This window comes from Micromonospora ferruginea (assembly GCF_013694245.2).
Taxonomy (GTDB): domain Bacteria; phylum Actinomycetota; class Actinomycetes; order Mycobacteriales; family Micromonosporaceae; genus Micromonospora; species Micromonospora robiginosa.
In genome coordinates this window covers 180,789-203,953 of sequence record NZ_CP059322.2, presented here as the reverse complement: position 1 = coordinate 203,953, position 23,165 = coordinate 180,789, and the positions used below count along the sequence as shown (strand labels likewise).

General features: G+C 73.6%; 24 protein-coding genes and 3 pseudogenes. 9 read left to right on the top strand and 18 right to left on the bottom strand.

The window, feature by feature from the left end; genetic code table 11:
- The first annotated feature begins 64 nt into the window (after positions 1 to 64).
- The 3 genes from H1D33_RS01035 (at position 65) to H1D33_RS01025 (ending at position 3,036) form a co-directional block, all read left to right on the top strand.
- A complete protein-coding gene (locus H1D33_RS01035) occupies positions 65 to 655 on the top strand; it encodes an ECF transporter S component (protein ID WP_307755316.1) in 591 nt (196 codons plus the stop codon).
- Positions 656 to 808: 153 nt separating this feature from the next.
- On the top strand, positions 809 to 2,239 hold the full coding sequence (locus tag H1D33_RS01030) for an ABC transporter ATP-binding protein (protein WP_414685471.1): 1,431 nt from the start codon (positions 809 to 811) through the stop codon (positions 2,237 to 2,239).
- Positions 2,236 to 3,036, top strand: a complete 801-nt coding sequence (locus H1D33_RS01025; protein ID WP_307755315.1) for an energy-coupling factor transporter transmembrane component T family protein — start codon at positions 2,236 to 2,238, stop codon at positions 3,034 to 3,036. The genes H1D33_RS01030 and H1D33_RS01025 overlap by 4 nt, the downstream gene beginning before the upstream one ends.
- A 422-nt stretch (positions 3,037 to 3,458) precedes the next feature.
- Here the strand turns inward: H1D33_RS01025 and H1D33_RS01020 are convergent, their stop codons facing one another.
- The gene (locus H1D33_RS01020; protein WP_307755314.1) at positions 3,459 to 3,854 is read right to left on the bottom strand and encodes a hypothetical protein; all 396 of its coding nucleotides are present in this window, start codon (positions 3,852 to 3,854) and stop codon (positions 3,459 to 3,461) included.
- A gap of 247 nt (positions 3,855 to 4,101) precedes the next feature.
- Between H1D33_RS01020 and H1D33_RS01015 the strand changes: the two genes are divergently transcribed.
- Both H1D33_RS01015 and gndA read left to right on the top strand, forming a co-directional pair.
- The gene (locus H1D33_RS01015; RefSeq protein ID WP_307755313.1) at positions 4,102 to 4,398 is read left to right on the top strand and encodes an MTH1187 family thiamine-binding protein; all 297 of its coding nucleotides are present in this window, start codon (positions 4,102 to 4,104) and stop codon (positions 4,396 to 4,398) included.
- A gap of 128 nt (positions 4,399 to 4,526) precedes the next feature.
- Positions 4,527 to 5,969, top strand: coding sequence for an NADP-dependent phosphogluconate dehydrogenase (gene gndA, locus H1D33_RS01010; RefSeq protein ID WP_307755312.1), 1,443 nt, complete (start codon positions 4,527 to 4,529; stop codon positions 5,967 to 5,969).
- Positions 5,970 to 5,972: 3 nt separating this feature from the next.
- Here the strand turns inward: gndA and H1D33_RS01005 are convergent, their stop codons facing one another.
- The 4 genes from H1D33_RS01005 to recO form a co-directional block, all read right to left on the bottom strand.
- On the bottom strand, positions 5,973 to 6,194 hold the full coding sequence (locus H1D33_RS01005) for a thioredoxin reductase (protein WP_307755311.1): 222 nt from the start codon (positions 6,192 to 6,194) through the stop codon (positions 5,973 to 5,975).
- A gap of 113 nt (positions 6,195 to 6,307) precedes the next feature.
- A complete protein-coding gene (locus tag H1D33_RS01000) occupies positions 6,308 to 6,493 on the bottom strand; it encodes a hypothetical protein (RefSeq protein WP_278104130.1) in 186 nt (61 codons plus the stop codon).
- A 67-nt stretch (positions 6,494 to 6,560) separates the two neighbouring features.
- Positions 6,561 to 7,373 carry an isoprenyl transferase gene (locus H1D33_RS00995; RefSeq protein WP_307755310.1) on the bottom strand — a complete coding sequence of 271 codons (813 nt, stop codon included), beginning with the start codon at positions 7,371 to 7,373 and terminating at the stop codon, positions 6,561 to 6,563.
- Positions 7,370 to 8,245, bottom strand: a complete 876-nt coding sequence (gene recO / locus H1D33_RS00990; protein ID WP_307755309.1) for a DNA repair protein RecO — start codon at positions 8,243 to 8,245, stop codon at positions 7,370 to 7,372. Before recO ends, H1D33_RS00995 begins: the two co-directional genes overlap by 4 nt.
- Positions 8,246 to 8,347: 102 nt before the next feature.
- Here recO and H1D33_RS00985 point away from each other — a divergent pair, with 102 nt between their 5' ends.
- A complete protein-coding gene (locus H1D33_RS00985) occupies positions 8,348 to 9,163 on the top strand; it encodes a DUF4097 family beta strand repeat-containing protein (RefSeq protein WP_307755308.1) in 816 nt (271 codons plus the stop codon).
- Here H1D33_RS00985 and H1D33_RS00980 read toward each other — a convergent pair.
- The 10 genes and pseudogenes from H1D33_RS00980 to H1D33_RS00935 form a co-directional block, all read right to left on the bottom strand.
- Positions 9,144 to 10,295, bottom strand: coding sequence for an acyltransferase family protein (locus tag H1D33_RS00980; protein ID WP_307755307.1), 1,152 nt, complete (start codon positions 10,293 to 10,295; stop codon positions 9,144 to 9,146). The two genes, H1D33_RS00985 and H1D33_RS00980, sit on opposite strands and share 20 nt — an antisense overlap.
- Before the next feature lie 120 nt (positions 10,296 to 10,415).
- Positions 10,416 to 11,312 (bottom strand): GTPase Era, encoded by an 897-nt coding sequence (gene era / locus H1D33_RS00975; RefSeq protein ID WP_307755306.1) that lies wholly within the window; start codon positions 11,310 to 11,312, stop codon positions 10,416 to 10,418.
- Complete coding sequence (locus H1D33_RS00970; protein WP_307755305.1) at positions 11,309 to 11,695, bottom strand: cytidine deaminase; 387 nt, start codon at positions 11,693 to 11,695, stop codon at positions 11,309 to 11,311. Before H1D33_RS00970 ends, era begins: the two co-directional genes overlap by 4 nt.
- Positions 11,688 to 13,088, bottom strand: a complete 1,401-nt coding sequence (locus tag H1D33_RS00965) for a hemolysin family protein (protein ID WP_307755418.1) — start codon at positions 13,086 to 13,088, stop codon at positions 11,688 to 11,690. Before H1D33_RS00965 ends, H1D33_RS00970 begins: the two co-directional genes overlap by 8 nt.
- Positions 13,064 to 13,537, bottom strand: coding sequence for an rRNA maturation RNase YbeY (gene ybeY / locus H1D33_RS00960; RefSeq protein WP_307755304.1), 474 nt, complete (start codon positions 13,535 to 13,537; stop codon positions 13,064 to 13,066). The genes H1D33_RS00965 and ybeY overlap by 25 nt, the downstream gene beginning before the upstream one ends.
- A 21-nt stretch (positions 13,538 to 13,558) precedes the next feature.
- Positions 13,559 to 13,921, bottom strand: a pseudogene (locus tag H1D33_RS00955) (PhoH family protein); the annotation flags it as partial.
- A gap of 264 nt (positions 13,922 to 14,185) precedes the next feature.
- Positions 14,186 to 14,668, bottom strand: a pseudogene (locus H1D33_RS00950) (LAGLIDADG family homing endonuclease); the annotation flags it as partial.
- 324 nt (positions 14,669 to 14,992) lie between these two features.
- Positions 14,993 to 15,688, bottom strand: a pseudogene (locus H1D33_RS00945) (PhoH family protein); the annotation flags it as partial.
- 132 nt (positions 15,689 to 15,820) lie between these two features.
- The gene (locus H1D33_RS00940) at positions 15,821 to 17,197 is read right to left on the bottom strand and encodes a serine hydrolase domain-containing protein (RefSeq protein ID WP_307755303.1); all 1,377 of its coding nucleotides are present in this window, start codon (positions 17,195 to 17,197) and stop codon (positions 15,821 to 15,823) included.
- Positions 17,198 to 17,200: 3 nt separating this feature from the next.
- Positions 17,201 to 17,551 carry a histidine triad nucleotide-binding protein gene (locus tag H1D33_RS00935; RefSeq protein WP_307755302.1) on the bottom strand — a complete coding sequence of 117 codons (351 nt, stop codon included), beginning with the start codon at positions 17,549 to 17,551 and terminating at the stop codon, positions 17,201 to 17,203.
- 37 nt (positions 17,552 to 17,588) lie between these two features.
- Here H1D33_RS00935 and H1D33_RS00930 point away from each other — a divergent pair, with 37 nt between their 5' ends.
- The gene (locus H1D33_RS00930) at positions 17,589 to 18,350 is read left to right on the top strand and encodes an SDR family NAD(P)-dependent oxidoreductase (RefSeq protein WP_307755301.1); all 762 of its coding nucleotides are present in this window, start codon (positions 17,589 to 17,591) and stop codon (positions 18,348 to 18,350) included.
- Positions 18,351 to 18,387: 37 nt separating this feature from the next.
- Positions 18,388 to 19,299 (top strand): polyphosphate kinase 2, encoded by a 912-nt coding sequence (gene ppk2, locus H1D33_RS00925; RefSeq protein ID WP_307755300.1) that lies wholly within the window; start codon positions 18,388 to 18,390, stop codon positions 19,297 to 19,299.
- Position 19,300: 1 nt separating this feature from the next.
- Here ppk2 and H1D33_RS00920 read toward each other — a convergent pair whose 3' ends face one another.
- The 3 genes from H1D33_RS00920 to hrcA form a co-directional block, all read right to left on the bottom strand.
- Positions 19,301 to 20,035, bottom strand: coding sequence for a 16S rRNA (uracil(1498)-N(3))-methyltransferase (locus H1D33_RS00920; protein WP_307755299.1), 735 nt, complete (start codon positions 20,033 to 20,035; stop codon positions 19,301 to 19,303).
- Position 20,036: 1 nt separating this feature from the next.
- Positions 20,037 to 21,179 (bottom strand): molecular chaperone DnaJ, encoded by a 1,143-nt coding sequence (gene dnaJ / locus H1D33_RS00915; RefSeq protein WP_307755298.1) that lies wholly within the window; start codon positions 21,177 to 21,179, stop codon positions 20,037 to 20,039.
- 74 nt (positions 21,180 to 21,253) lie between these two features.
- Positions 21,254 to 22,276 carry a heat-inducible transcriptional repressor HrcA gene (hrcA, locus tag H1D33_RS00910; RefSeq protein WP_307755297.1) on the bottom strand — a complete coding sequence of 341 codons (1,023 nt, stop codon included), beginning with the start codon at positions 22,274 to 22,276 and terminating at the stop codon, positions 21,254 to 21,256.
- Between the two features lie 209 nt (positions 22,277 to 22,485).
- On the opposite strand from hrcA, the gene H1D33_RS00905 reads away from it, so the two are divergent.
- On the top strand, positions 22,486 to 23,124 hold the full coding sequence (locus H1D33_RS00905) for a DUF4870 domain-containing protein (RefSeq protein ID WP_307755296.1): 639 nt from the start codon (positions 22,486 to 22,488) through the stop codon (positions 23,122 to 23,124).
- Positions 23,125 to 23,165 lie beyond the last annotated feature (41 nt).

The window sequence follows — 23,165 nt, the reverse complement described above, 5'->3', positions numbered from 1 at the left end:
CCGGGCGTTTCCGGGCGCGGCGTGCGTCTTCTCCTGGTTCCTCACCACGAACTGGGAGTCCGCCATGAACCACACCGACAGCAACCGCTGGCGTACCGTCGACATCGTCGTCGCCTCGGTCATCGCCGTCACCTTCGGCGTCGTCTTCTGGGCCTGGGGCCTGCTCTGGAGCGCCACCGACGCGGCGTTCGCGTTCTTTCCGCCGGCGCAGGCGGTGCTCTACGGCGTCTGGCTGATCCCGGCGGTGCTCGCCGGCCTGATCATCCGCAAGCCCGGTGCCGCGCTCTACTGCGAGACGGTGGCCGCGATCGTCTCCGCGCTGCTGGGCAGCCAGTGGGCGGGCATCGTGATCCTCCAGGGCCTGATGCAGGGCATCGGCGCCGAACTGGCGTTCGCCGTGTTCCGCTACCGCTCGTTCAAGCTGCCGGTGGCGGTGCTGGCCGGCGCGCTCACCGGCCTCGGTGCGGCGATCTTCGACTTCGTCTACTGGAACAAGGCCTACGAGCTGACCAACTACCGCATCCCCTACGCGCTGATCACCATCGTCAGCGCCACCGTCGTCGCCGGCCTCGGCGCGTGGGTGCTCACCCGGGCCCTGGCCAACACCGGCGTCCTGGACCGCTTCCCCGCCGGCCGAGACCGAGCCCTGGTCTGACGGGGATCCCACTGTCGATCATGAAGTTGACGGTGGATTCGGCGCGTTGTGGTGCCGTCAACTTCATGATCGACGAGGCGGAGGGGGTGGCGCGGTGAGCGGGGTGGTTCTGCGGGGGTTCGGGTGGCGGCACGGGGGCGGAAACGCTGGGCGGTGCGTCAGGTCGACCTGCGCGTGGAGAGCGGGGAGCGGGTGCTGCTGCTCGGGGCGTCGGGGGCGGGCAAGAGCACGCTGCTGGCGGCGCTGGCCGGGCTGCTGCCCGAGGACTCCGGCGAGCAGGAGGGCACCGTCGAGATCGACGGGCTCGACCCGCGCAAGGCCCGCGAACGGGTCGGCGTCGTCTTCCAGGACCCGGAGACCCAACTCGTGATGGCCCGCTCCGGCGACGACGTCGCGTTCGGGCTGGAGAACCGGGGCGTACCGGCCGAGGAGATCTGGCCCCGGGTGGACGAGGCGCTGCGCCGGGTCGGCTTCCCCTACCACCGGGACCGCCCGACCGCCGCGCTCAGCGGCGGTGAGCAGCAGCGGCTGGCCCTCGCCGGGGCGCTGGCGCTGCGACCGGGACTGCTGCTGCTGGACGAACCCACCGCCAACCTCGACCCGGCCGGCGCCACGCTGGTCCGCCGCGCCGTCGCGGACGCGCTCGACGCGGACACCACACTGATCCTGGTCGAACACCGGGTCGCCGAGGCACTGCCGCTCGTCGACCGGGTGGTGGTGCTGGAACCCGGCGGCGGGGTGCGCGCCGACGGCCCGCCCGAGGCGGTCTTCGCCGCGCACGGCGACGCGCTGGCCGCCGCCCGGGTCTGGGTGCCCGGCCACACCGTGCCGCCCCGGCACGCCGGCACGCCGGCCGGCGACGAGCTGCTCACCGCCGACCGGCTCGGCCTGCCACCCCGGCTGGCCCCCACCGACCTGCGGGTACGCGCTGGCGAGGCGCTCGCCGTGCTCGGCCCGAACGGCGCCGGCAAGTCCACCCTGGCACTGCTCCTCGGCGGCCTGATGCGCCCCGGCGGCGGCACGGTCACCGCCTCCGCCGACCTGGCCGGGCGGGACGCGCGTACTCCCCCGCACCGCTGGCGGGCGCCGGCGCTGGCCGGTCGGATCGGTTCGGTCTTCCAGGACCCGGAGCACCAGTTCGTCACCGCCACGGTCCGCGACGAGCTGGCACTCGGCCCGCGCCGGACCGGCCGCTCCGAGGCGGAGGTCACCACCACCGTGGACGCGCTGCTGGAGCGGCTGCGGCTGGACCGGCTCGCCGGCGCCAACCCGTACACCCTCTCCGGTGGCGAGGCGCGGCGGCTGAGCGTGGCGACCGCCCTGGCCACCGCGCCCCGCCTGCTGATCTGCGACGAGCCCACGTTCGGCCAGGACCGGCGCACCTGGCGGGAGCTGGTCGACCTGCTGGCCGAGCTGCGCGACGCCGGGCACGGCGTGGTCGCGGTGACCCACGACGCGGACTTCGTGGCCGCGCTGGCCGACCGGACGCTCACCCTGACCCGCCCGGCCGGGTCCGCCGACCCGGACCGTCCCGGTGCGGGGCGGCCGCCGTCGCCGCCGGGCCGCGGGGCGGGTGCGACGTGATCGACCTCGAACCGGTGGCCACGCCGGGCGCGCCCTTGGCCCGGCGCAACCCGGTGGCGAAGCTGGCCGCCGCGATGGTGTTCACCATCGTGCTGGTGGCCACGCTGGACCCGGTCGCGCCGGCCATCGCCATCGCCGTCGAGCTGGCCGTGCTGCCGCTGTTCGGCGTCCGCTACCGGGTGCTGGCCCGGCGGGCGTGGCCGCTGCTGGCCGCGGCCGTCGGCATCCTGGTCACCCTGGTGCTCTTCGCCGCCGACCGGTCCGGCCGGGTGCTCGTCGAGGCCGGTCCGGTGCTGGTCACCGAGGGCGTGCTGGTCACCGCGCTCGGGCTGGTGCTGCGGATGCTCGCGGTGGCGCTGCCCGGCATCATCGTCTTCGCCACCACCGACCCGACCGAACTGGCCGACGCGCTGATCCAGAACGCGAAGGCGCCGGCCCGGTTCGCCATCGGCGCGCTGGCCGCGTTCCGGCTGGTGCCGCTCCTCGAACAGGAGTGGCGGATGATCAGCATGGCCCGGCGGGCCCGGGGCGTGGACGCCGGCCGCAACCCGGTGGCCAAGCTGCGGCTCTTCGCGTCCACCGCGTTCACCCTGCTGGTCGGCGCGATCCGCCGGGGCACCCGCCTGGCGGTGGCGATGGACGCGCGCGGCTTCGACGCGGGCACCCCCCGCACGGTCGCCCGCCAGCAGCGCTTCACCACGGCCGACACCCTGCTCGTGCTCACCGCCGCCCTGCTGGCCGCCGCCGCCCTGACGACAAGCATCCTCCTCGGCACCTTCCGCCCCCTGATCGGCTGACCCCCACCGGGCCCTGCCGCGTCGATCATGAAGTTAGCGGCGGATCTCGTCCGTTTTGTCACCGCCAACTTCATGATCGACGCGGCAGGGCGGGGATCCGGAAAGGGAGTTGTTCGAGGAGGTCGGTCGGTGGGAGCCTTGCCGGCGCGGGGTCAAAGGGGGGTCGCGCGCCGCGTTTCGTGGGTGTGTGCCTCGCACCTCGAGAGACCCATGCCGTTCCACTCGCCGGGCCCGATGAGCGGTGGGTGGAACGCGGTGGGTGTCTACGCGCGCCCGAGACACCCATGCCGTTCCACTCGCCGCCCAGGTGAGCGGTGGGTGGAACGGTGTGGGTGTCTCGGGCCCCGGGGGGCGTGGCGGGTGCACTTCCGGGAAGGTCGGCGCGCTGCCGATCCCGCCCGGGGCCGGCAGCTTCGCGACGGTCAGCTTCGCCGGAAGGCGTAGAAGCGGGTCTGGCCGGCGCGCTGGCTGCTCCCCTTCATCCGGGTGCCTCGGCCACCGGGCGGGCCGGCCTTCGGCGGCGCCGGACGGGTCGGATTCGCTTCGCCCGGGGTCACGCCGGACGGTCCGTCGCCCGGCACCGGAGCGCCGGGTTCCACCAGGCCAGACAGGCTCTCGACGGGTGTCAACGCCGCGGGCGCCGACACTCCCGGCACGACCGGAGCGTCCAAGGTGCCACCCGGCACCACCTCACCGAGCCGGAGCGAAGCGGGCAACGCCGCGTCGGACAACATCGGGCCGGCCGACGCGCCGTCGGACAGCGTCGGGGTGGGCGGCGACGATCTGCGGGACTTCTTCGGGCTGCGCTTCGCGGGCATCCGCGGGCCTCCTGTCTGTCGGGCGCGCCGACCACGGACGCGCCGAGCGGGTGCCCCGGTGCGATCCGACCACGACGGACACCGCACGAACAGCGGCGGGAGGAGGATGCGGACGCCCGGAGCGGGACGGGTCCACGGCGACTGCGGCGGTGGACCGGGCTCGGAGGAAGGGCGTCAGTTACGCATGCCGACACGCTAACCCGACGCGGACCGATGCCACAGCCGAATTACTGGCACCATCGTCGGCATGCTGATCGCGTTCTCGATCACCCCGCTCGGCGTGGGTGAGTCCGTGGGCGACCTGGTCGCCGACGCCGTACGGGTGGTCCGCGAGTCCGGCCTGCCGAACCGGACCGACGCCATGTTCACCACCGTCGAGGGCGAGTGGGACGAGGTGATGACGGTGGTGAAGCGGGCCGTCGACACCGTCGCGGCCCGGGCGCCCCGGGTCAGCCTGGTGCTCAAGGCCGATCTGCGTCCCGGGGTGACCGACGCGTTGACCGCGAAGGTGGCGCACGTCGAGGCGCGTCTCGCCGAAGGGTGAGACACGGCGCCACCGCCTCCTCACCCACCGTCGAGGTGTGGTCCGCTGACGCGGCGACCGCGATACGGTCGCTGGACGGCAACGAGGACGGTCGCAGTACGCGACGCGGACGAGAGGTGGCGGTACGCATGGCAGAACAGGCGACGGCGCAGATCGGGGTCACCGGTCTGGCGGTGATGGGTCGCAACCTGGCCCGGAACCTGGCCCGCAACGGCTTCTCCGTGGCGGTGCACAACCGGTCGCCGGAACGCACCCGCACCCTGGTCGCCGAGCACGGCGACGAGGGCACCTTCGTGCCGTCCGAGTCGCTGGCCGACTTCGTCGGCTCGCTGGAGCGCCCGCGCGCGGTCATCGTGATGGTGAAGGCCGGCGCGCCCACCGACGCCGTGATCGACGAGCTGATCCCGCTGCTGGAGGAGGGGGACATCGTCGTCGACTGCGGCAACGCGCACTTCGCCGACACCCGCCGCCGGGAGGAGGCGCTGCGCGCGCAGGGGCTGCACTTCGTCGGCACCGGGGTCTCCGGCGGCGAGGAGGGCGCGCTGCGCGGCCCGAGCATCATGCCGGGCGGCTCGGCGGAGTCCTACCAGAAGCTGGGCCCCATCTTCGAGAAGATCGCCGCGCAGGTCGAGGGCGAGTCCTGCTGCCGGCACGTCGGGCCGGACGGCGCCGGGCACTTCGTGAAGATGGTGCACAACGGCATCGAGTACGCCGACATGCAGCTCATCGCCGAGGCGTACGACCTGTTGCGGGCCGGCCTGTCGGCGAGCCCGGCGGAGATCGCGGAGATCTTCCGGGAGTGGAACGGCGGCGAGCTGGAGTCGTTCCTCATCGAGATCACCGCCGAGGTGCTCGGCCACACCGACGCGGCGACCGGCCGGGCGTTCGTGGACGTGGTGCTCGACCAGGCCGAGCAGAAGGGCACCGGCCGCTGGACCGTGCAGAGCGCGCTGGACCTGGGCATCCCGATCACCGGCATCGCCGAGGCCACGTTCGCCAGGTCGCTGTCCGGCCACGCCGACCAGCGCGAGGCGGCCCGCCGGGTGTTCGCCGACGCCGGCGAGAAGTGGCAGGTGGACGACCGGGACACGTTCGTCGAGGACGTGCGCCGCGCGCTGCTGGCCAGCAAGATCGTCGCGTACGCGCAGGGCTTCGACCACATCCGCGCCGGCAGCCGGGAGTACGACTGGAACATCGACCTGGGCGGCACGGCCACCATCTGGCGGGGCGGCTGCATCATCCGGGCCCGCTTCCTGGACCGGATCAAGGAGGCGTACGACGGCGAGCCGGACCTGTCGACGCTGCTGGTCGCGCCCTGGTTCGCCGAGCGGGTCAGCGCCGGCGTGCCGGCCTGGCGGCGGGTGGTGGCCGACGCGGCCCGGGCGGGCGTGCCGACCCCGGCCTTCGCGTCGTCGCTGGCCTACTTCGACGCGCTGCGCGCCGAGCGGTTGCCGGCCGCGCTGATCCAGGGCCTGCGGGACAACTTCGGCGCGCACACCTACCACCGGGTGGACCGGGACGGCTCGTTCCACACGCTCTGGGCGGGCGACCGCTCCGAAGTGGAGGGCTGAGGCTCACCACGCCCGCTCGGGCGGGTCGGGGGCCCAGCCGGTGACCGGTTCGCCGGTGGCCAGCTCGCCGATCTCGCCGGAGCGGACCGCCGGGGTGTGCCCGAGGTCGGCGCAGTGCCGCTCGGCCACCCCGGCGCACAGCTCGGCGACCGCCTCCCGACGGGTCGGCTCCACCAGGTCGGCGGCGGCCAGGGCGGCCGTCATCTCGTACCGGAGATCGCGCATCCTCCACCCCCGTGGCGGCGCGTCCCGGCGGCGCGCCCTGCGCCGATGGTAAAGCGGAACGCCCCGCGGATGCGGGGCGTTCCGTGGATGGCCGGTCGACGCCGGCCGGCAGGTCAGAAGAACCGACGTCGCTTGGCCTTCTGCGGCCGGATCAGGTCGGCGCCCTTGGTCAGCAGGCGGCTCACCCCGGTCGGCCCGCGACGGGCCTCCAGGGAGTGGCTGAGCCGACGCGCGCCGGCCGCCGCCAGCGGCACGGCGACCGCCATGACCGCCCACTGCGCGATCCGCTTCTGAATCATGTGGTTCACCTCCGCGTGTGCTGTTGTCCCTACCGGTACCCCGCGCGCCGCGTCGATAAGCGTGAGCTCAGACTCCCGGCGCCACCGGGTTGGGCAGCGCGCCGCCGAAGCGGCGGTCCCGCTGCGCGTACAGCTCGCAGGCGTACCACAGGTGGCGGCGGTCGAAGTCGGGCCAGAGCGTGTCCAGGTAGACCAGCTCCGCGTACGCGGTCTGCCAGAGCAGGAAGTTGGAGATGCGCTGCTCGCCGGAGGGGCGCAGGAACAGGTCCACCTCCGGCACCTCGGGGTGGTAGAGGTAGCGGGCCACCGTCTTCTCGGTGACCTTGTCCGGGTGCAGCCGGCCGGCGGCGACGTCCCGGGCGATCGCCGCGGCGGCGTCGGCGATCTCCGCCTGGCCGCCGTAGTTGACGCAGAACTGCAGCGTCAGCGTGGAGTTGCCGCGGGACATCTCCTCGGCGGTCTGCAGCTCGGAGATGACGCTCTTCCACAGCCGGCCGGCCCGCCCCGACCAGACCACCCGCACGCCGAGGTCGACGAGCTGGTCGCGGCGGCGGCGGATGACGTCGCGGTTGAAGCCCATCAGGAAGCGGACCTCGTCCGGTGAGCGCCGCCAGTTCTCGGTGGAGAACGCGTACGCCGACAGGTAGGGCACGCCCAGCTCGATGGCGCCCTCGATGGTGTCGAACAGGCTGTGTTCGCCCTGCTCGTGCCCCTTGGTGCGGGGCAGCCCGCGCTCCTTGGCCCAGCGGCCGTTGCCGTCCATCACGATGGCGATGTGCCGGGGCAGCGCGGCGGCCGGCAGCGCCGGCGGGCGGGCGCCGGACGGGTGCGGGGTCGGCGGCGACGGCTCGCGGCGGGTCGCCCTCGTCGAACGGATCACTCGGTCATCTCCCTGTTGACACCGGCGGCGGCCGGTCCGTCGCCGGCGCGCGGCGGGACCACACCCGGTCCCGCGCCACCGGGCGGCGGGACCGCGCCGGGCGCCGGGGCACCCCGGTCGACCAGCGGCAGCGAGCGTAGCGCGCGCTCCAGATGCCACTGGAGGTGCGCCGCGACCAGGCCGCTGCACTCGCGGCGGACGGCGGTCTCGGTGACGTCGGCGTACGCCCAGTCGCCGGTGGTCAGCGCGGACATCAGCGTGAGGGTGGCCGGCGCCGGGTGGGCCGCGCCGGGGGGCCGGCAGTCCGGGCAGACGGCGCCGCCGGCCGGCACCGAGAACGCACGGTGCGCGCCCGGCTCGCCGCAGACCGCGCAGGCGGTCAGCGCCGGCGCCCAGCCGGCGTAGGACATGCCGCGCAGCAGGTAGGCGTCGAGCACCAGCGTGGTGGCGTGGTCGCCGCGGGCCAGGGACTTCAACGCGCCCAGGGTGAGTTGGAACAGCCGCAGCGACGGCTCCCGCTCGACCGGGGTCAACCGCTCGGCGGTCTCGGCGATCGCGCTGGCCGCCGTGTAGCGGGGGTAGTCGCCGAGGAACCGCTTGCCGTACAGCTCGATCGCCTCGACCTGGCTGACGGTGTGCAGCGAGCTGCCCTGGTTGCCCTTGGGGTCACCGGCGAGCTGGAGGTCGACGTGCCCGAACGGCTCCAGCCGGGCGCCGAACCGGCTCATGGTGCGCCGGACGCCCCGGGCCACCGCGCGCAGCCGGCCGTGCCGGCGGGTGAACAGGGTGATGATCCGGTCGGACTCGCCCAGCTTCTGCACGCGCAGCACCACCGCGTCGTCGCGGTAGAGCTGTCGGCGGTATCCGGCCATCGGTCCATTCTCTCTCGGGGTGCGATCTCAGGGTCGGCTCGGGGTGGACCGGCGGCCGATCCCGGATGTGCCGGCCACCCCGCCCGCCCTAGGGTTCTGGCCATGGTTCCGCTCCGAACGGGTCACCGGCCCCGCGTCGCCGGCCGGGCACGCGGTGTGGTGGCCGCGACCGCCGCCGCCACGCTCATCGTGCTCGCCGGGTGTGACACCCTGTCGTTCCGCCGGCTCGACTACGACCAGACCGAGCGCGCGAAGGTCACCCGGATCACCGTCGACGGCGGCGGCTCGGGCGACGTGGTGGTGCGGGCCAACGGCCCCGCCGACCAGGTGAAGATCAAGCGCACGGTGCGCTACCAGGGCGGCGAGCCGGACAGCCGCTACACGCTCAAGGGCGACGAGTTGGTGCTGCCCACCGACTGCGGCCACCGGTGCAGCATCTCCTGGGAGGTCACCGCGCCGAAGGGCGTGGCGGTGCGCGGCGGCACCGACTCCGGCACCGTCGACCTCACCGACGTCGGCGCGGTGGAGTTCACGCTCAGCTCCGGCGACCTCACCGTCAACGGGGCGAGCGGCGAGGTGCGCGCCGCCACCACGTCCGGCAACATCCGGCTGGTCGAGGCGGCCGGCCCGGTCCGGCTGCGCGCCAACTCCGGCGACATCGAGGCCCGCCGGCTCGCCTCCGCGGTCGACGCGGAGACCACCTCCGGCAACCTCACCGTCGAGCTGGACCAGCCGGCCCCGGCCCGACTGCACGCCACCAGCGGGAACGTCGACCTGGCCGTACCGGCCGGCCGTTACCGGGTGCGGGCCGACGCCAGGTCCGGCGACACCGACGTGCAGGTGACCAACGACCCGGGCGCGTCGCTGCTGCTCGACGTCTCCGCGACCAGCGGAAACGTCACCGTAACCGGCCGCTGAGCGGGTCGGCGGACCCGTCGGGGCTGCGGCGCGGCGCCGGCGCCCGGGCCGCGGCGCCGACCAGCCCGCCCGCCGCGCCGGCCGGGGCCGGGCTCGCCGGGGCGTCGGCCGCCCGTTCCGCCGCCGACCGCCGGGGCTTGCCCGGCACCAGTTCCGGGGTACGTCGGGCGGCCACGTCCTCGACCCAGCCGACCAGCAACGTCACCACGCCGACCAGGGCGAGGACCAGCCCCACCCGCACCCACAGGCCGACCGGGTCGGTGGTCGACCAGCCCACCAGGCCGACCAGCGGGGTGAGCGCCACCACGAACGGCATGTGCCACAGGTAGACGGTCAGCGCCCGGCGGTTCACCACGGTCACCGCCCGGCCGAACGCCGGGAACCGGTCGACCCAGGCCGCACCGGTCGGCGCCCGGCCGATCGCCACCAGGATGAACGCCGTCGCCCAGAGCGCGTTGCCGAGCGGGATGTCGTTGATGTCGTAGCCGCGCGGGCCGGGGTGGGTGACGATCCAGGCCCCGCCGGCCGCGGCGAGGACACCGGCGAGCGGCAGCAGCACCCGGTTGCGCATCCGCCGCAGCAGACCGTCGTGGTGGGCGAAGCCGAGCAGCCAGGCGCCGAAGTAGAGACCGAACTCGCGCAGCACGGTCGGCGGGTTCAGCAGGACGCCGAACTCGATCGCGGCCAGCAGCGCGTACGGGGCGGCCACCGTGGGCAGCGGCGCGCGGCGGAACAGCCAGAGCGCCAGCGGGGACGCGAGCACGAACCACAGGTAGTCCCGCAGGTACCAGATCGGGCTGAGCGCCAGCCCGCCCCAGTAGTTGGCCGGCGGGTCACTGATCGGGAAGAGCCAGAGCAGCACCTTCGGGCTGAACGGCAGCCCGGTGAGCAGCATCGCCGGCACGAAGACCGCGGCGAGCACCCAGAGCGAGGGCAGCAGGCGCCGCAGCCGGCGCGCCACGGCGGGCACCCCGGTGCGGTCCAGCGACGCCGCCATCAACGACCCGGCCAGCGCGAACATCACCGCCATCGCCGGGAACACCAGCGTGAGCGTGGCGTAGCCGGTGACGTGGTAGGTGACGACTCGCAGGATGGCCAGGAAACGCAGCAGGTCGAGGTAGCGGTTTCGCATCAGCTCGCAGCAGGGTCCGGGGGCATGAACACAAGCCCCTACCCTGCTCCGGCGAGCTGTGAAACGTGTAAGGACGTCCGGTCGGGGTGAGATGCCCCATAGGCCTGGCTGAACCTGACCTCAGAACCCCAGCTTGCGGAGCTGCTTCGGGTCGCGCTGCCAGTCCTTCGCCACCCGCACGTGCAGATCCAGGTAGACCCGGGTGCCCAGCAACTCCTCGATCTGCCGGCGCGCGGTGCTGCCCACGTGCTTGAGCCGGCTGCCCCGGTGACCGATCACGATCGCCTTCTGGCTCGGCCGCTCCACGTAGAGATCCGCGTAGATCTTCGTGAGGTTGCCCTCCGGGATCATCTCCTCCACCACCACCGCGATGGAGTGCGGCAGCTCGTCGCGGACCCCCTCCAGCGCCGCCTCCCGCACCAGCTCGGCGACGAGCACCTGCTCCGGGTCGTCGGTGAGCATGTCGTCCGGGTAGAGCTGCGGCGACTCCGGCAGGTAGTCGGTCATCACGTCGACGAGCGTGTCGACCTGGTGCCCGGAGACCGCGCTCACCGGCACCACCGCCGCGAAGTCGGCCAGCTCACTCACCGCGAGCAACTGCTCGGCCAGCCGCTTCTTGTCCACCAGGTCGGTCTTGGTGACCACGGCCAGCACGGTGGCCTTCAGGCTGGACAGCTCGCCGGTGATGAACCGGTCACCCCGGCCGATCGGCTCGTTCGCCGGCACGCACAACCCGATCACGTCGACCTCGCTCCAGGTCTCCCGGACCAGGTCGTTCAGGCGCTCCCCGAGCAGCGTGCGGGGCCGGTGCAGGCCCGGCGTGTCGACCAGCACGAGCTGCGACTCCGGCCGGTGCAACACGGCCCGGATGATGTGCCGGGTGGTCTGCGGCTTGCTCGACGTGATCGCGATCTTGGTGCCGACGATCGCGTTGGTCAACGTCGACTTACCGGCGTTCGGCCGGCCGACGAAACAGGCGAAACCAGCGCGGTAGGGACGCGCCTCGGGCGTGGTCACTCGACCACCGTGCCGAGCACGGCGCCGTCCGGCGCGGCCACGTGGATCGGCGCGTCGACGGACAGGTCACGCACCGCCGCGTGCCCCGCCCCGTCGAGCGTCGACGCCTCGGTCACCACCACCGCGGCCTCCAACCGGCTCGCGCCGGCGGCCACCGCCGACGCGACCGCCAACTGGAGCGCGGTCAGGGCCAGCGACGGCAGCGCCACGCTGGCCGCCGCGTACGTCCGGCCGTCCTGGTCGCGGACCGCCGCGCCCTCCACGGCCCCCACCCGGCCCCGCGCGCCCCGGGCCAGCACGACGAGCTTGGCGTCCTCGGCGCTCAGCTCGGCCGGATCGGCGGGCGTGGGCAGTGCGGCCGGCACGGCGGCTGACTCAGGCATCGGCGGGTTGCCTCTCCTCGGAACGGTTGGGGTTGCCACCGGACTCGGCCGGCCCCGCGCCCTCCGGCGCGGAACCCGGCCCGGCCCGGCTCACCAGGACGGTGTCGATCCGGTTGCGCCGGCCGGTGGTGCCCTCGGCGATCAGGCGCAGACCGGCCACCTCGGCCCCGGAGCCCGGGATGGGCACCCGACCGAGCGCCTGGGCGAGCAGGCCACCGACCGTCTCCACCTCGTCGGTGGGCAGCTCGGTGTCGAACAGCTCGCCCAGATTCTCCACCGGCAGCCGCGCGGTCACCCGCACGGCCCCGTCCGGCAGGTGCTCCACCGGTGGGCGTTCGACATCGTACTCGTCGGTGATCTCACCGACGATCTCCTCCAGGATGTCCTCGATGGTGACCAGGCCGCCGGTGCCGCCGTACTCGTCCACCACGATGACCAGGTGGTTGCGGGCCGCCTGCATCTCGGAGAGCAGATCGTCCACCGGCTTGGACTCCGGCACGAACGTCGCCGGGCGCATCAGCTCGGCCACCGGCATCTGCCGCGCCCCCCGGTCGCCCTGGGTACGCCGGATCAGATCCTTCAGGTAGAGCACCCCGAGCACGTCGTCGACGTTCTCGCCGATCACCGGGATGCGGGAGAACCCGGAGCGCAGGAACAGCGCCAGCGCCTGGGCCAGCGTCTTGCGCTCCTCGATCCACACCATCTCGGTGCGCGGCACCATCACCTCCCGGGCGATGGTGTCACCGAGCGCGAAGACCGAGTGGATCATCTGGCGTTCACCGTGCTCCACCACGCCCCGCTGCTCGGCCAGGTCGACCAGCTCACGCAGCTCCACCTGGGTGGCGAACGGCCCCTCGCGGAACCCCTTGCCCGGCGTGACCGCGTTGCCGATCAGGATCAGCAGCGAGGCCAGCGGGTTGAGCGCCCGACCCAGCCAGCGCACCAGCGGCGCGACCGCCCGGCCGACCGCGTACGCGTGCTGGCGGCCCAGCGTGCGCGGCGCCACACCGACCACCACGAAGCTCACCACGGTCATCGCCCCGGCGGTCACCAGCGCCGCCCGCCAACCGGCGCCGAACGTGTCCACCGCCACCAGCGCCACCAGCGTGGTCGCGGTCAGCTCCGCCAGCAGGCGCAGCAGGAGCAGCAGGTTGAGGTGGCGGACCACGTCACCGGCGACCGCCTGGAGCGCACGCGCGCCGCGCGCCCCGTCCCGGGCCAGCTCGGCGGCACGGGCCGGGGACACCGCGGCCAACGCCGCCTCGGTCATCGCGATCAGGCCGGCGAGCACCACCAGCCCGGCCCCGAAGAACAGGAGCTGGAGATCGGGCAGACCGGCCGGGGAACCGGCCGCCGCTAGGGAAACCATCACTGCGACCGGGTCGACCGCCAGCTGGCCAGCAGCCGGGCCTGGAGACCGAACATCTCCCGCTCCTCCTCGGGCTCGGCGTGGTCGTAGCCGAGCAGGTGCAGCACGCCGTGCACGGTGAGCAGGTGCAGCTCGTCGGCGGCGGAGTGCCCGGCGGCCGCCGCCTGCTTGCCCGCCACCTCCGGGCACAGCACGATGTCGCCGAGCAGCGCCGGCTCGCCGCCCGCCGGGGCGCTCTCCCCCGGCCCGTGGTCGACGCTGCCCTCGTCCATGGGGAAGGCGAGCACGTCGGTCGGGCCGTCACCGCCCATCCAGCGGTGGTTCAGCTCCGACATGTATTCGATGTCGACCAGCAGCACGGACAGCTCGGCGAGGGGGTTGACCCCCATCTCGTCGAGGGCGTGCCGGGCGACGGCGAGCACGGCGTCGGTGTCGACGTCGACACCGGACTCGTTGGCGATCTCGATGGACAACTCTGTCTTCCTCTGAATGGGTTAGCGGCGCCGGCCGGCCCGGCCGCCCTGGGCGGTCCGCCCCGGCACGGCGTGCACGCTCTGCGCCTGCTGGTTCTCCCGCTCGGCGTCCCAGCGGGCGTACGCGTCGACGATCTCGCCCACCAGCTTGTGGCGAACCACGTCCGAGCTGGAGAGCTGGGCGAAGTGCACATCCTCGACGTTGTTCAGGATCTCCCGGACCACCCGCAGGCCGCTGCTCGTCCCGCCGGGAAGGTCCACCTGGGTGATGTCGCCGGTGACCACGATCTTCGAGTTGAAGCCGAGCCGGGTGAGGAACATCTTCATCTGCTCGGGCGTGGTGTTCTGCGCCTCGTCCAGGATGATGAACGCGTCGTTGAGCGTGTTGTGGGTGACCAGGAAGTCGTCGGTGACGTAGAGCGAGTCCTCCGCCGCGACCTGGATGCACATCGTCTCCTGCACCCCCGCCGGGAGGATCGAGTCGATGAACCGCATCGGCCGGCCGCCACCGTGCTCGTCGTAGAGCCGGCGCTTGCGCGACAGGCGGAACGGCGCGACGTCGGCCGGAAGACGGATCTCCACGACGTAGGCGTCGGAACGGTACGGAACCGGACGGCCCTTCGCCAGCCCGGGCTTGCGGCCCTCGGCCGGGCGGACCCGCGCCGTGGCCACCCCGCCGAGCGACTCGACCAGGTGGACCACGTCGTCGCACAACTGAGCGGACGTGGTCGTGTACTGCACCCGGCACGTGCGCCCGGCCTGGGTGACCGGCCCGCCATCGGTGTCGAGCAGGCCCTGCAGGACCGCGAGCCGGACGCCGACGCTGTTGTTCAGGTAGACCTCGGGGACGAACTTCGTGCCCGAGGTGGCCCCGGCCAGCCCCAGCTCGCGGACGGCCGCCGTCACCGGGTTGACCACGATCACGCCACCGCGGTGCCCGTTGACGTGCCGGAGGACATAGTCGTAGTCGTTCTTCCGAACCAGTTGAATGTCGACCAGCGCCTCCTCCAGCGCGGTCGCCAACTCCGGGTCGGCGGTGCAGAAGGCCGGCGTGGTGCGGCACGAGATCGTGCCGTCACCCAGCAGCAGCCCGAGCGCGTACGGGTCGAGCGGAACCGACCGCGGCTCCATCTGCACCGGCGCGACGAGCGGCAGCTCGTAGCGGCGGGTGTGCCCCCGCCACTCCTTGCCGATCATCTCCTGCGTCTCGATCGTGCGCCGCCTGCCGCGACGCTTGTCGTCAGGCGTGGCCACGGTCCACAGGTGCTCGCCGCAGCAGAGCGTGGACGCGCCGTCCTGGGTGGTGACCCGGTAGACCTGCTTCGGGCCCTGCGGATAGATGCCGATCACCGGCGTGGGCGTTCCGTTCGAGCCGATGACCAGGTCACCGACCTGGAGCGAGCCGAACGGCCGGAATCCCGCCGGGGTCAGCACCCGGGCGTCGTACGGCTGCGCCCGGCCCCTCATGTATGCCAGCGGCGCGACCTCGATGGTGCCGGCGGCCATCAGCTTCGGGATGGACTCCGGGTCGAGCATGTCGTGCAGCGCGTCGTAGAGCGGGCGCAGGTAGGGGTCGATCTTCTCGTTCAGGGTGCCGGGCAGGAAGCCGAGCCGCTCGCCCGCCTCGACCGCCGGCCGGGTCAGGATGATCCGGTTGACCTGCTTGGCCTGGAGCGCCTGGACGGCCTTCGCCATCGCCAGGTAGGTCTTGCCGGTGCCGGCCGGGCCGATGCCGAAGACGATGGTGTGCGAGTCGATCGCGTCGACGTAGCGCTTCTGCCCGAGCGTCTTGGGACGGATGGTGCGCCCGCGCCGGGAGAGGATGTTGAGCGTCAGGACCTCGGCGGGCCGCTCGGCGCTGCCCTGTTCGAGCATGCCGACGGTACGCCGGACGGCGTCTGTGGTCAGGGTCTCGCCTTTCTCGATCAACTCGAGGAGCTCACTGAAGAGACGCTCGGCGAGGGCGTTGTCGGCGGGCGCGCCGGTGATGGTGATCTCGTTGCCGCGCACGTGGACGTCGCTGGTGACCGAGCGTTCGACGAGTCGCAGGATCTCGTCGCCCGCGCCGAGCAGGTTCACCATGATCTTCGGGTCGGAGACCGTGATCCTGGTCTGCGCCCGGGACGGGCCGGGAGGTGGGGTGCCGGTCATAGGTCGGGCCGTGGGGCCCTGCGCCACCTGCTCTCCGATCTCGGTGCCGGGCCCTGCTGGCGCGGCGGACGACAGCTCCCATCGTATCGGGTCGACACCGCGGGCACCGCGCCCATTTCCGGTGCTCGGCGGTCAGCCACCGGCCCGGAAGTCGTAGCCGCCGAACGTCTCCTGGGCGCGGGTGAAACGGTAGGTCGCCCAGTGCATCCGAACCACCACGCCGTGTTCGTCCCGGGTGAGCCGCAGCAGCTCGCCCGACTCCCGCCCGGAGATGGTGCGGAACACGTCCGGCCGCTCCGCCAGCGGCGCGAACACCGCCGGCGGCTTCCCGGCCGGATCGTCCGCGCCCCGCGCCCGCAGCGCCCCGTCGTGCCAGGAGAAGACGTACTCGAAGCCCTCGCCCCACCAGCGGCCCAGCATGCCGCGCAGGTGCGCGGGCGCGGGCGGGCCGGGACGCCACGGCTCGATCTCGGCCGGGTCGTGCTCGGCGGCGGCGGCCAGCAGCGCGTGCGCCAGGTCCAAGACCTCCACCCCGGCGCCGGACGAACCGAGCACCGCGCACCCCATGGCGCCGGCGGTGCCCGCCCCGCCGCGCCGGCCGTAGACGGCGGCCAGGAAACCGGGCATCGCCCCGTCGTGCCCCACGTGGGTCACCCGGTCCGGCTGCGGCACCAGGATCAGCCCGAGGCCGAAACCGGCCGCCCAGAGCGACTCGTCGGTCGTGGTGAGCGGCCAGCGCATCTCCTCGACGGTGGCCGGGGCGAGCACCGCGCCGGCCGGGTCGAGCGCGGCCGGGTCGGCCAGGAAGGCCGCCCAGCGGGCCATGTCCGACGCGGTGCTCCAGAGCTGGGCGGCCGGCGCCACCGCGCCGAAGTCGGTGGGCGGCTCCGGGTGCGCCTCGTCGGAGTAGGCGTCGACCAGGTGCCCGGTGGCGGCCCGCTCCCCCGGCACGGTGGCGGTGGCGGCCAGCCCGAGCGGAGTGAGGACCCGGTCGGCGAGCACCTCGGCCCAGGTGCCGCCGCGCCGCCGGGCGACCAGCTCGCCGAGCAGCGCCACACCGAGGTTGGAGTAGTGGAAGCGGCGGCCGGTGGGCAGCACCCGCTCGGCCCGGGCCAGGTCGGCCAGCAGCTCCTCGACGGCCGGGGCGCGCAGGCTGTCCCACACGTCGCCGTGCGGCTCGCGTTGCAGGCCGGCGGTGTGCGACAGCAGCCGGCGCACGGTCAGCTCGCCGTGCGCGGGCAGGTCGAGGTGCCGCCCGACCGGGTCGTCCAGGTCGAGCAGGCCGTCGTCGCGGCACTGCATGACCAGCGCGGCGGTGAAGGTCTTGGTGACCGAGCCGATCCGGAAGACCGTCTCCTCGTCGAGCGGCGTGTCGTTGCCGGTGCCGCCCACCGCGCAGGTCCAGAGCGGGCGGTCCGCCCGGTGCAGGGCCGCCGACACGGCCGGGATGCGCCCCTTCGCCTGGGCCTGCCGCGTCATCCGGCCGAGCCGGTCGGAGATCGTGGTCACCGGTCAGCGGCAGAGCATCGGGCCCAGCGGCGCGCCGCCGAGCAGGTGGGCGTGCACGTGGAAGACCTCCTGGCCGCCGTACGGGCCGGTGTTGAACATGAGCCGGAACCCGTCCACCGTCAGGCCCTCCTCCTCGGCCACCAGCGCGGCGGTCTGGAGCAGCTCGCCGGCGAGCGTCGGGTCGCCCTGCGCCAGCGTGGCCACGTCCGCGTAGTGCTCCTTGGGGATCACCAGCACGTGGGTGGGCGCCTTCGGGTCGATGTCCCGGAAGGCGAGGGTGGTGGCGGTCTCGCGGACGATGGTGGCCGGGATCTCCCCGGCGACGATCCGGCAGAACAGGCAGTCGACTCCCATCGCAGCAGTGTAAGGAACATGCGGCAGGATGGCCGGCATGGCGGGACGGGCGGTGCTGGTGACGGGGGCCTCGCGGGGCATCGGGCGGGCGGTGGCGCGGGTGTTCGCGGCCGGCGGGGACCGGGTCGCGGTGCACCACCGGGACTCCGGCGAGCTGGCCGAGGCGCTGCGTGCCGAGCTGCCCGGCGACGGGCACGTGGTGGTCCGCGCCGACCTGGCCGACCCGGACGCGGTCCGGGCCATGGTGGACGCCGCGGCCGAACGGCTCGGCGGTCTCGACGTGCTGGTCAACAACGCCGGCGTGTTCGGGCCGGCCGATCCGCCGCACCCGGTCTTCGAGAGCACCTACGAGCAGTGGCGGACGCGCTGGCGGGAGGTGCTGGACGTCAACCTGTTCGGCGCCGCGAACGCGTCCTGGTGCGCGGCCCGGCACATGCGGGAGCGGGGCGGGCGGATCGTCAACGTCTCGTCGCGGGGCGCGTTCCGGGGCGAGCCGGCCAACCCGGCGTACGGGGCCAGCAAGGCGGGGATGAACGCGATGGCGCAGTCGCTCGCGGTGGCGCTGGCGCCGTACCGCATCGGGGTGGCGTGCGTGGCCCCCGGCTTCGTGGCGACCGACATGACCAACGAGCACCTCAAGAGCGAGCGGGGCGAGGCGGTGCGGGCGCAGTCGCCGTTCCACCGGGTGGCCCGGCCGGAGGAGATCGCGGCGGCGGTGCACTGGCTGGCCAGCCCGGAGGCCGAGTGGGCGTCCGGCACCATCGTCGACCTGAACGGCGCGTCCTACCTGCGGAGCTGACGCGTCGAAACCGGGTGACGGGGTAGGTACCCCGGGTATGGCCGACACCGAGCTGCTGGACATCGCCGCCGACTACCGCGTGATCGACGGGCACGACAACGATCCCGTGCTGCTGCGGTCGGACGGCAGCCCGGTCGAGACGTGGCGTGACGAGTACCCGTACGGGCAGCGTCTCGACCGCGAGGAGTACGACCGCCAGAAGCGTCTGCTCCAGATCGAGCTGCTCAAGCTCCAGGACTGGGTGAAGGACAGCGGCGAGCGGTTGGTGATCCTCTTCGAGGGGCGGGACGCGGCCGGCAAGGGCGGCACCATCAAGCGCTTCATGGAGCACCTGAACCCGCGCGGTGCGAGCGTCGTCGCGCTGGTCAAGCCGGACGAGCGGGAGGCCGGCCAGTGGTACTTCCAGCGCTGGCTGGCCCACCTGCCGAGCGCGGGCGAGATGGTGCTCTTCGACCGGTCCTGGTACAACCGGGCCGGCGTGGAGCGGGTGATGGGCTTCTGTTCCCGTACCGAATATCTGGAGTTCCTGCGGCAGGCCCCCGACCTGGAGCGGATGCTGGTGCGCTCCGGGATCCGGCTGGTGAAGTTCTGGTTCTCGGTGTCCCGCAACGAGCAGCGCACCCGGTTCGTGGTGCGCAAGGTGGATCCGGTGCGGCAGTGGAAGCTGTCCCCGATGGACCTGGCCTCACTCGACCGCTGGGACGAGTACACCGAGGCCAAGGAGGCGATGTTCTTCTGGACCGACACCGCGGACGCGCCGTGGACGGTGGTGAAGAGCAACGACAAGAAGCGGGCCCGGCTGGAGGCGATCCGGCACGTGCTGCACCGGTTCGACTACGACGGCAAGGACGTCGACGTGGTCGGCACGCCCGACCCGTTGATCATCGGGCCGGCGGGCCTGGACCTGGGTCCCGAGGAGCAGCCGGTGCCGATCTTCCCGCGCCCCTGAGTCACCAGCGGCCGAGGCGGGCGGCGAGCACGCTGAGCGCGGCCACCCCGGCGGTGGAGGTCCGCAGCACGGACGGCCCGAGCCGGACGGTACGGGCGCCGGCGTCGCGGAACGCGGCCAGCTCCGCCTCGGCGATGCCGCCCTCCGGCCCGACCACGAGGACGATCTCGCCGGTCGACGGCAGCTCGGCGGTGGTGAGCCGCTCGCCGGCCTCCTCGTGCAGCACGAAGGTCGCGGCGGCGCCGGCGATCCGCCGGGCCACCATGGCGGTGGACTCGTCCGGTGCGCCGGCCACCACCGGCAGCCACGGGCGGCGGGCCTGCTTGGCGGCCTCCCGGGCGGTGGCCGCCCACTTCTCCCGGGCCCGTACGCCCCGGTCGCCGCGCCACTGGGTCACCGAGCGGGACGCCGCCCAGGGCACGATCTCGTCCACCCCGACCTCGGTCATCGCCTGCACGGCCAGCTCACCCCGGTCGCCCTTGGCGATGCCCTGCACCACGACCAGGCGCGGGACGCACGCGTCGGCGTACCCCCGGCCGGTGATCCGCGCCTGAAGGGTGCCCCGGCCGACGGCGGTGACCGCCGCGGCGGCGGTGCCGCCCCGGCCGTCGGCGAGCAGCAGTTCCTGGCCGACGCGCAGCCGCTGCACGGTGGCCGCGTGGTGGCCCTCCGGGCCGTCCAGCGTCACCGTGTCGCCGGTGGGCAGCGCCTCGACCAGGAACAGCGGCGCCGACACCTCAGGCGTGCCCGTTGAACGCGTCGCGCATCCGGGAGAAGAAGCCGCCCTGCTTGGTCAGCTCGGCGACCTCCTCGCCCCGGGTCTTGGCGAAGTCGCGCAGCATCCGCTCCTGGTCGGCGTCGAGCTTGGTCGGGGTGCGGACGTCCAGGTGGACGTAGAGGTCGCCCCGGCCGGCGCCGCGCAGGTGCGGGACGCCGCGGGCGCGCAGCCGCAGCGTGCTGCCGGGCTGGGTGCCCGGCTTGACGTCGACGACCTCCTCGCTGTCGAGCGTCTTGATCGTCAGCCGGGTGCCGAGCGCCGCGGCGGTCATCGGCACGGTGACGCGGCAGTGCAGGTCGTCGCCCTTGCGCGAGTAGACGTCGTGGGTCCGCTCGTGGATCTCGACGTAGAGGTCGCCGGCGGTGCCGCCGCCCGGGCCGACCTCGCCCTGCTGGGCCAGCCGGATCCGCATGCCGTCCTCGACGCCGGCCGGGATCTTCACGGTCAGCGAGCGGCGGGTGCGCACCCGGCCGTCGCCGGCGCAGGTCGGGCAGGGATGCGGGATCGTGGTGCCGTAGCCCTGGCAGACGGTGCACGGCCGGGCGGAGACCACCTGGCCGAGGAACGTCCGCTGCACCGACTGCACCTCGCCCCGGCCGCCGCACGCCTCGCAGGTGGCCAGGTGGGTGCCGGCGGCGGTGCCGGCGCCGGAGCAGGTGGTGCAGAGCACGGCGGTGTCGACGGTGATCGGCGCCTCGACGCCGAACGCGGTCTCGTTGAGGTCCAGCTCCAGGCGCAGGATCGCGTCGGCGCCGGGCCGGGTGCGCGGCCGGGGACCCCGGCTGCCGCCCGCCGCGCCGCCGAAGAACGCGTCCATGATGTCCTGGAAGCCGACGAACGGGCCGGCCCCGCCCGGGCCGCCCGGGCCCGCGCCGCCGCCTCCCGGGGCGAGCGGGTCGCCGCCCAGGTCGACGATCTGCCGCTTCCGGTCGTCCGAGAGGACCTCGTACGCGGCGTTGATGTCCTTGAACTTCTCCTGTGCCTCCGGGTCCGGATTGACGTCCGGGTGGTACTGCCGCGCCAGCTTGCGGTAGGCACGCTTGATGTCGTCGTCGGAGGCGTCCCGGCTCACGCCGAGAATGCCGTAGTAGTCCCTGGCCACTGCGTCTGGTGTCCTCATGTTCGTCTCGCGTCCGCGCCGGTCGTCGGCCGCTGCCGGCCGTCGGCCCTGACTGGTCAGTTCTGGGCCAGCAGTTCGCCCACGTAGCGTGCCACGGCCCTCACCATGGCGATATTGCCGGGGTAGTCCATCCGGGTCGGCCCGAGCACGCCGAGCCCGCCCACGATGGTGGCGCCCGGGCCGTATCCGGTGCTGACCACCGAGGCGGCCCGCAGGTTGTCGATCTCGTTCTCGTCGCCGATGAGCACCCGGGTGGTGCTCGGCTCGGCCTCGCCGATCAGCTTGAGCAGCACGACCTCCTCCTCGAGCGCCTCCAGGATGGGTCGCAGCGAGCCCTGGAAGTCGAGCAGGCCGCCCCGGGTGAGGTTGGCGGTGCCGGCCAGCGCGATCCGCTCCTCGTGCCGCTCGACGAGCGTCTCCAGCAACACCGTGGAGAGCGTGGTCATGGCCGGCCGCAGGTGCGGCGCGGACTCTTCGACCAGCGCCTGCACCAGCGGCGGCGTCTCGGCGAGCTGGCTGCCGACGAGCTTCTCGTTGACCAGCCGGCGCAGGTCGGTCACGTGGTCGGCGGGGACCGGCGCGGGCAGCTCGACCAACCGCTGCTCGACCCGACCGGTGTCGGCGATCATGACGACCATCAGCCGGGTGGTGGAGATCGGCACCAGCTCCAGGTGACGCACCTTGGACCGGGCCAGGCTGGGATATTGCACCACCGCGACCTGGCGGGTGAGCTGGGCCAGCAGCCGGACCGTGCGGTGCACCACGTCGTCGAGGTCGACCGCGCCGACCAGGAAGCGCTCGATCGCCCGGCGCTCGGCCGGGCTGAGCGGCTTGACCCGGGACAGCCGGTCGACGAAGAGGCGGTAGCCCCGGTCGGTGGGGACCCGCCCGGCGCTGGTGTGCGGCTGCCGGATGTAGCCCTCCTCCTCCAGCACCGCCATGTCGTTGCGCACGGTCGCCGGGGAGACACCGAGCTGGTGCCGTTCGACCAGGGCCTTGCTGCCCACCGGCTCCTGCGTGGCCACGTAGTCCTCGACGATGGCGCGCAGCACGGCGAGCTTGCGGTCGTCGAGACCCATCTCCCCACCTCCTGACGCACCTCGGCCGGGCGACGCGCGGCATCCGCCGGGCGGCTGGCACTCGACTGTAGCGAGTGCCAGTCTACGTCGGCAGACCCACCGACGCGATGATCAGTGGCGGACCCCCGGTCCGACCCGCCGCGACGGCCCGGTCCGGCCGGGCCGAACAGCCCTGGTGCCACTTGCTCCGGGCACCTACCGTGACGTGCATGACTGAACCTCCTCGCCCGCCCGGAGCGGGGGACCCCAACCCCCAGCCCGACCCGTACCCGCCGTCGGCGCCCTACGGCTCGTCGCCGGCCGACGAGCCGCCCACCGCACCACTGTCCGGGGCACCCGGCGCAGGCGGCTATCCCCCGCCCGGTGGCTATCCGCCCCCGGGCGGCCAACCTCCGGCGGGCGGCTATCCCCCGCCCGGCGGCTACCCCCCGCCGGGTGGCGGCACCCCGGGCCCCGGCGCCGGCTATCCCGGTGGCGGCGCTTACGGCACGCCGGCCGGCTACGCCAACAACGACGACAAGACCTGGGCGCTCGTGGCGCACTTCGGCGGCGCGGCCGGGATGCTGATCGGCGGCGGCGTGCTGGGCTGGATCGCACCGCTGGTGGCGCTGCTGGCCCGGGGCAACCAGTCCCCGACCGTCCGGGCGCACGCGGTCGCCGCGCTCAACTTCCAGCTCATCTGGTCGGTCATCGCCCTGGTCGGCTGGATCCTCACCTGCATCCTGGTCGGCCTGGTGATCGGCTTCGGCGCCATGATCGTCGGGATCATCTTCGGCATCCTCGGCGGCGTGAAGGCCAACGAGGGCCAGCTCTACCGCTATCCGATGTCGGCCAGCCTGATCAAGTGACCCGCGCCGGCCGGTCCCGCACGGCGGGACCGGCCGGACCG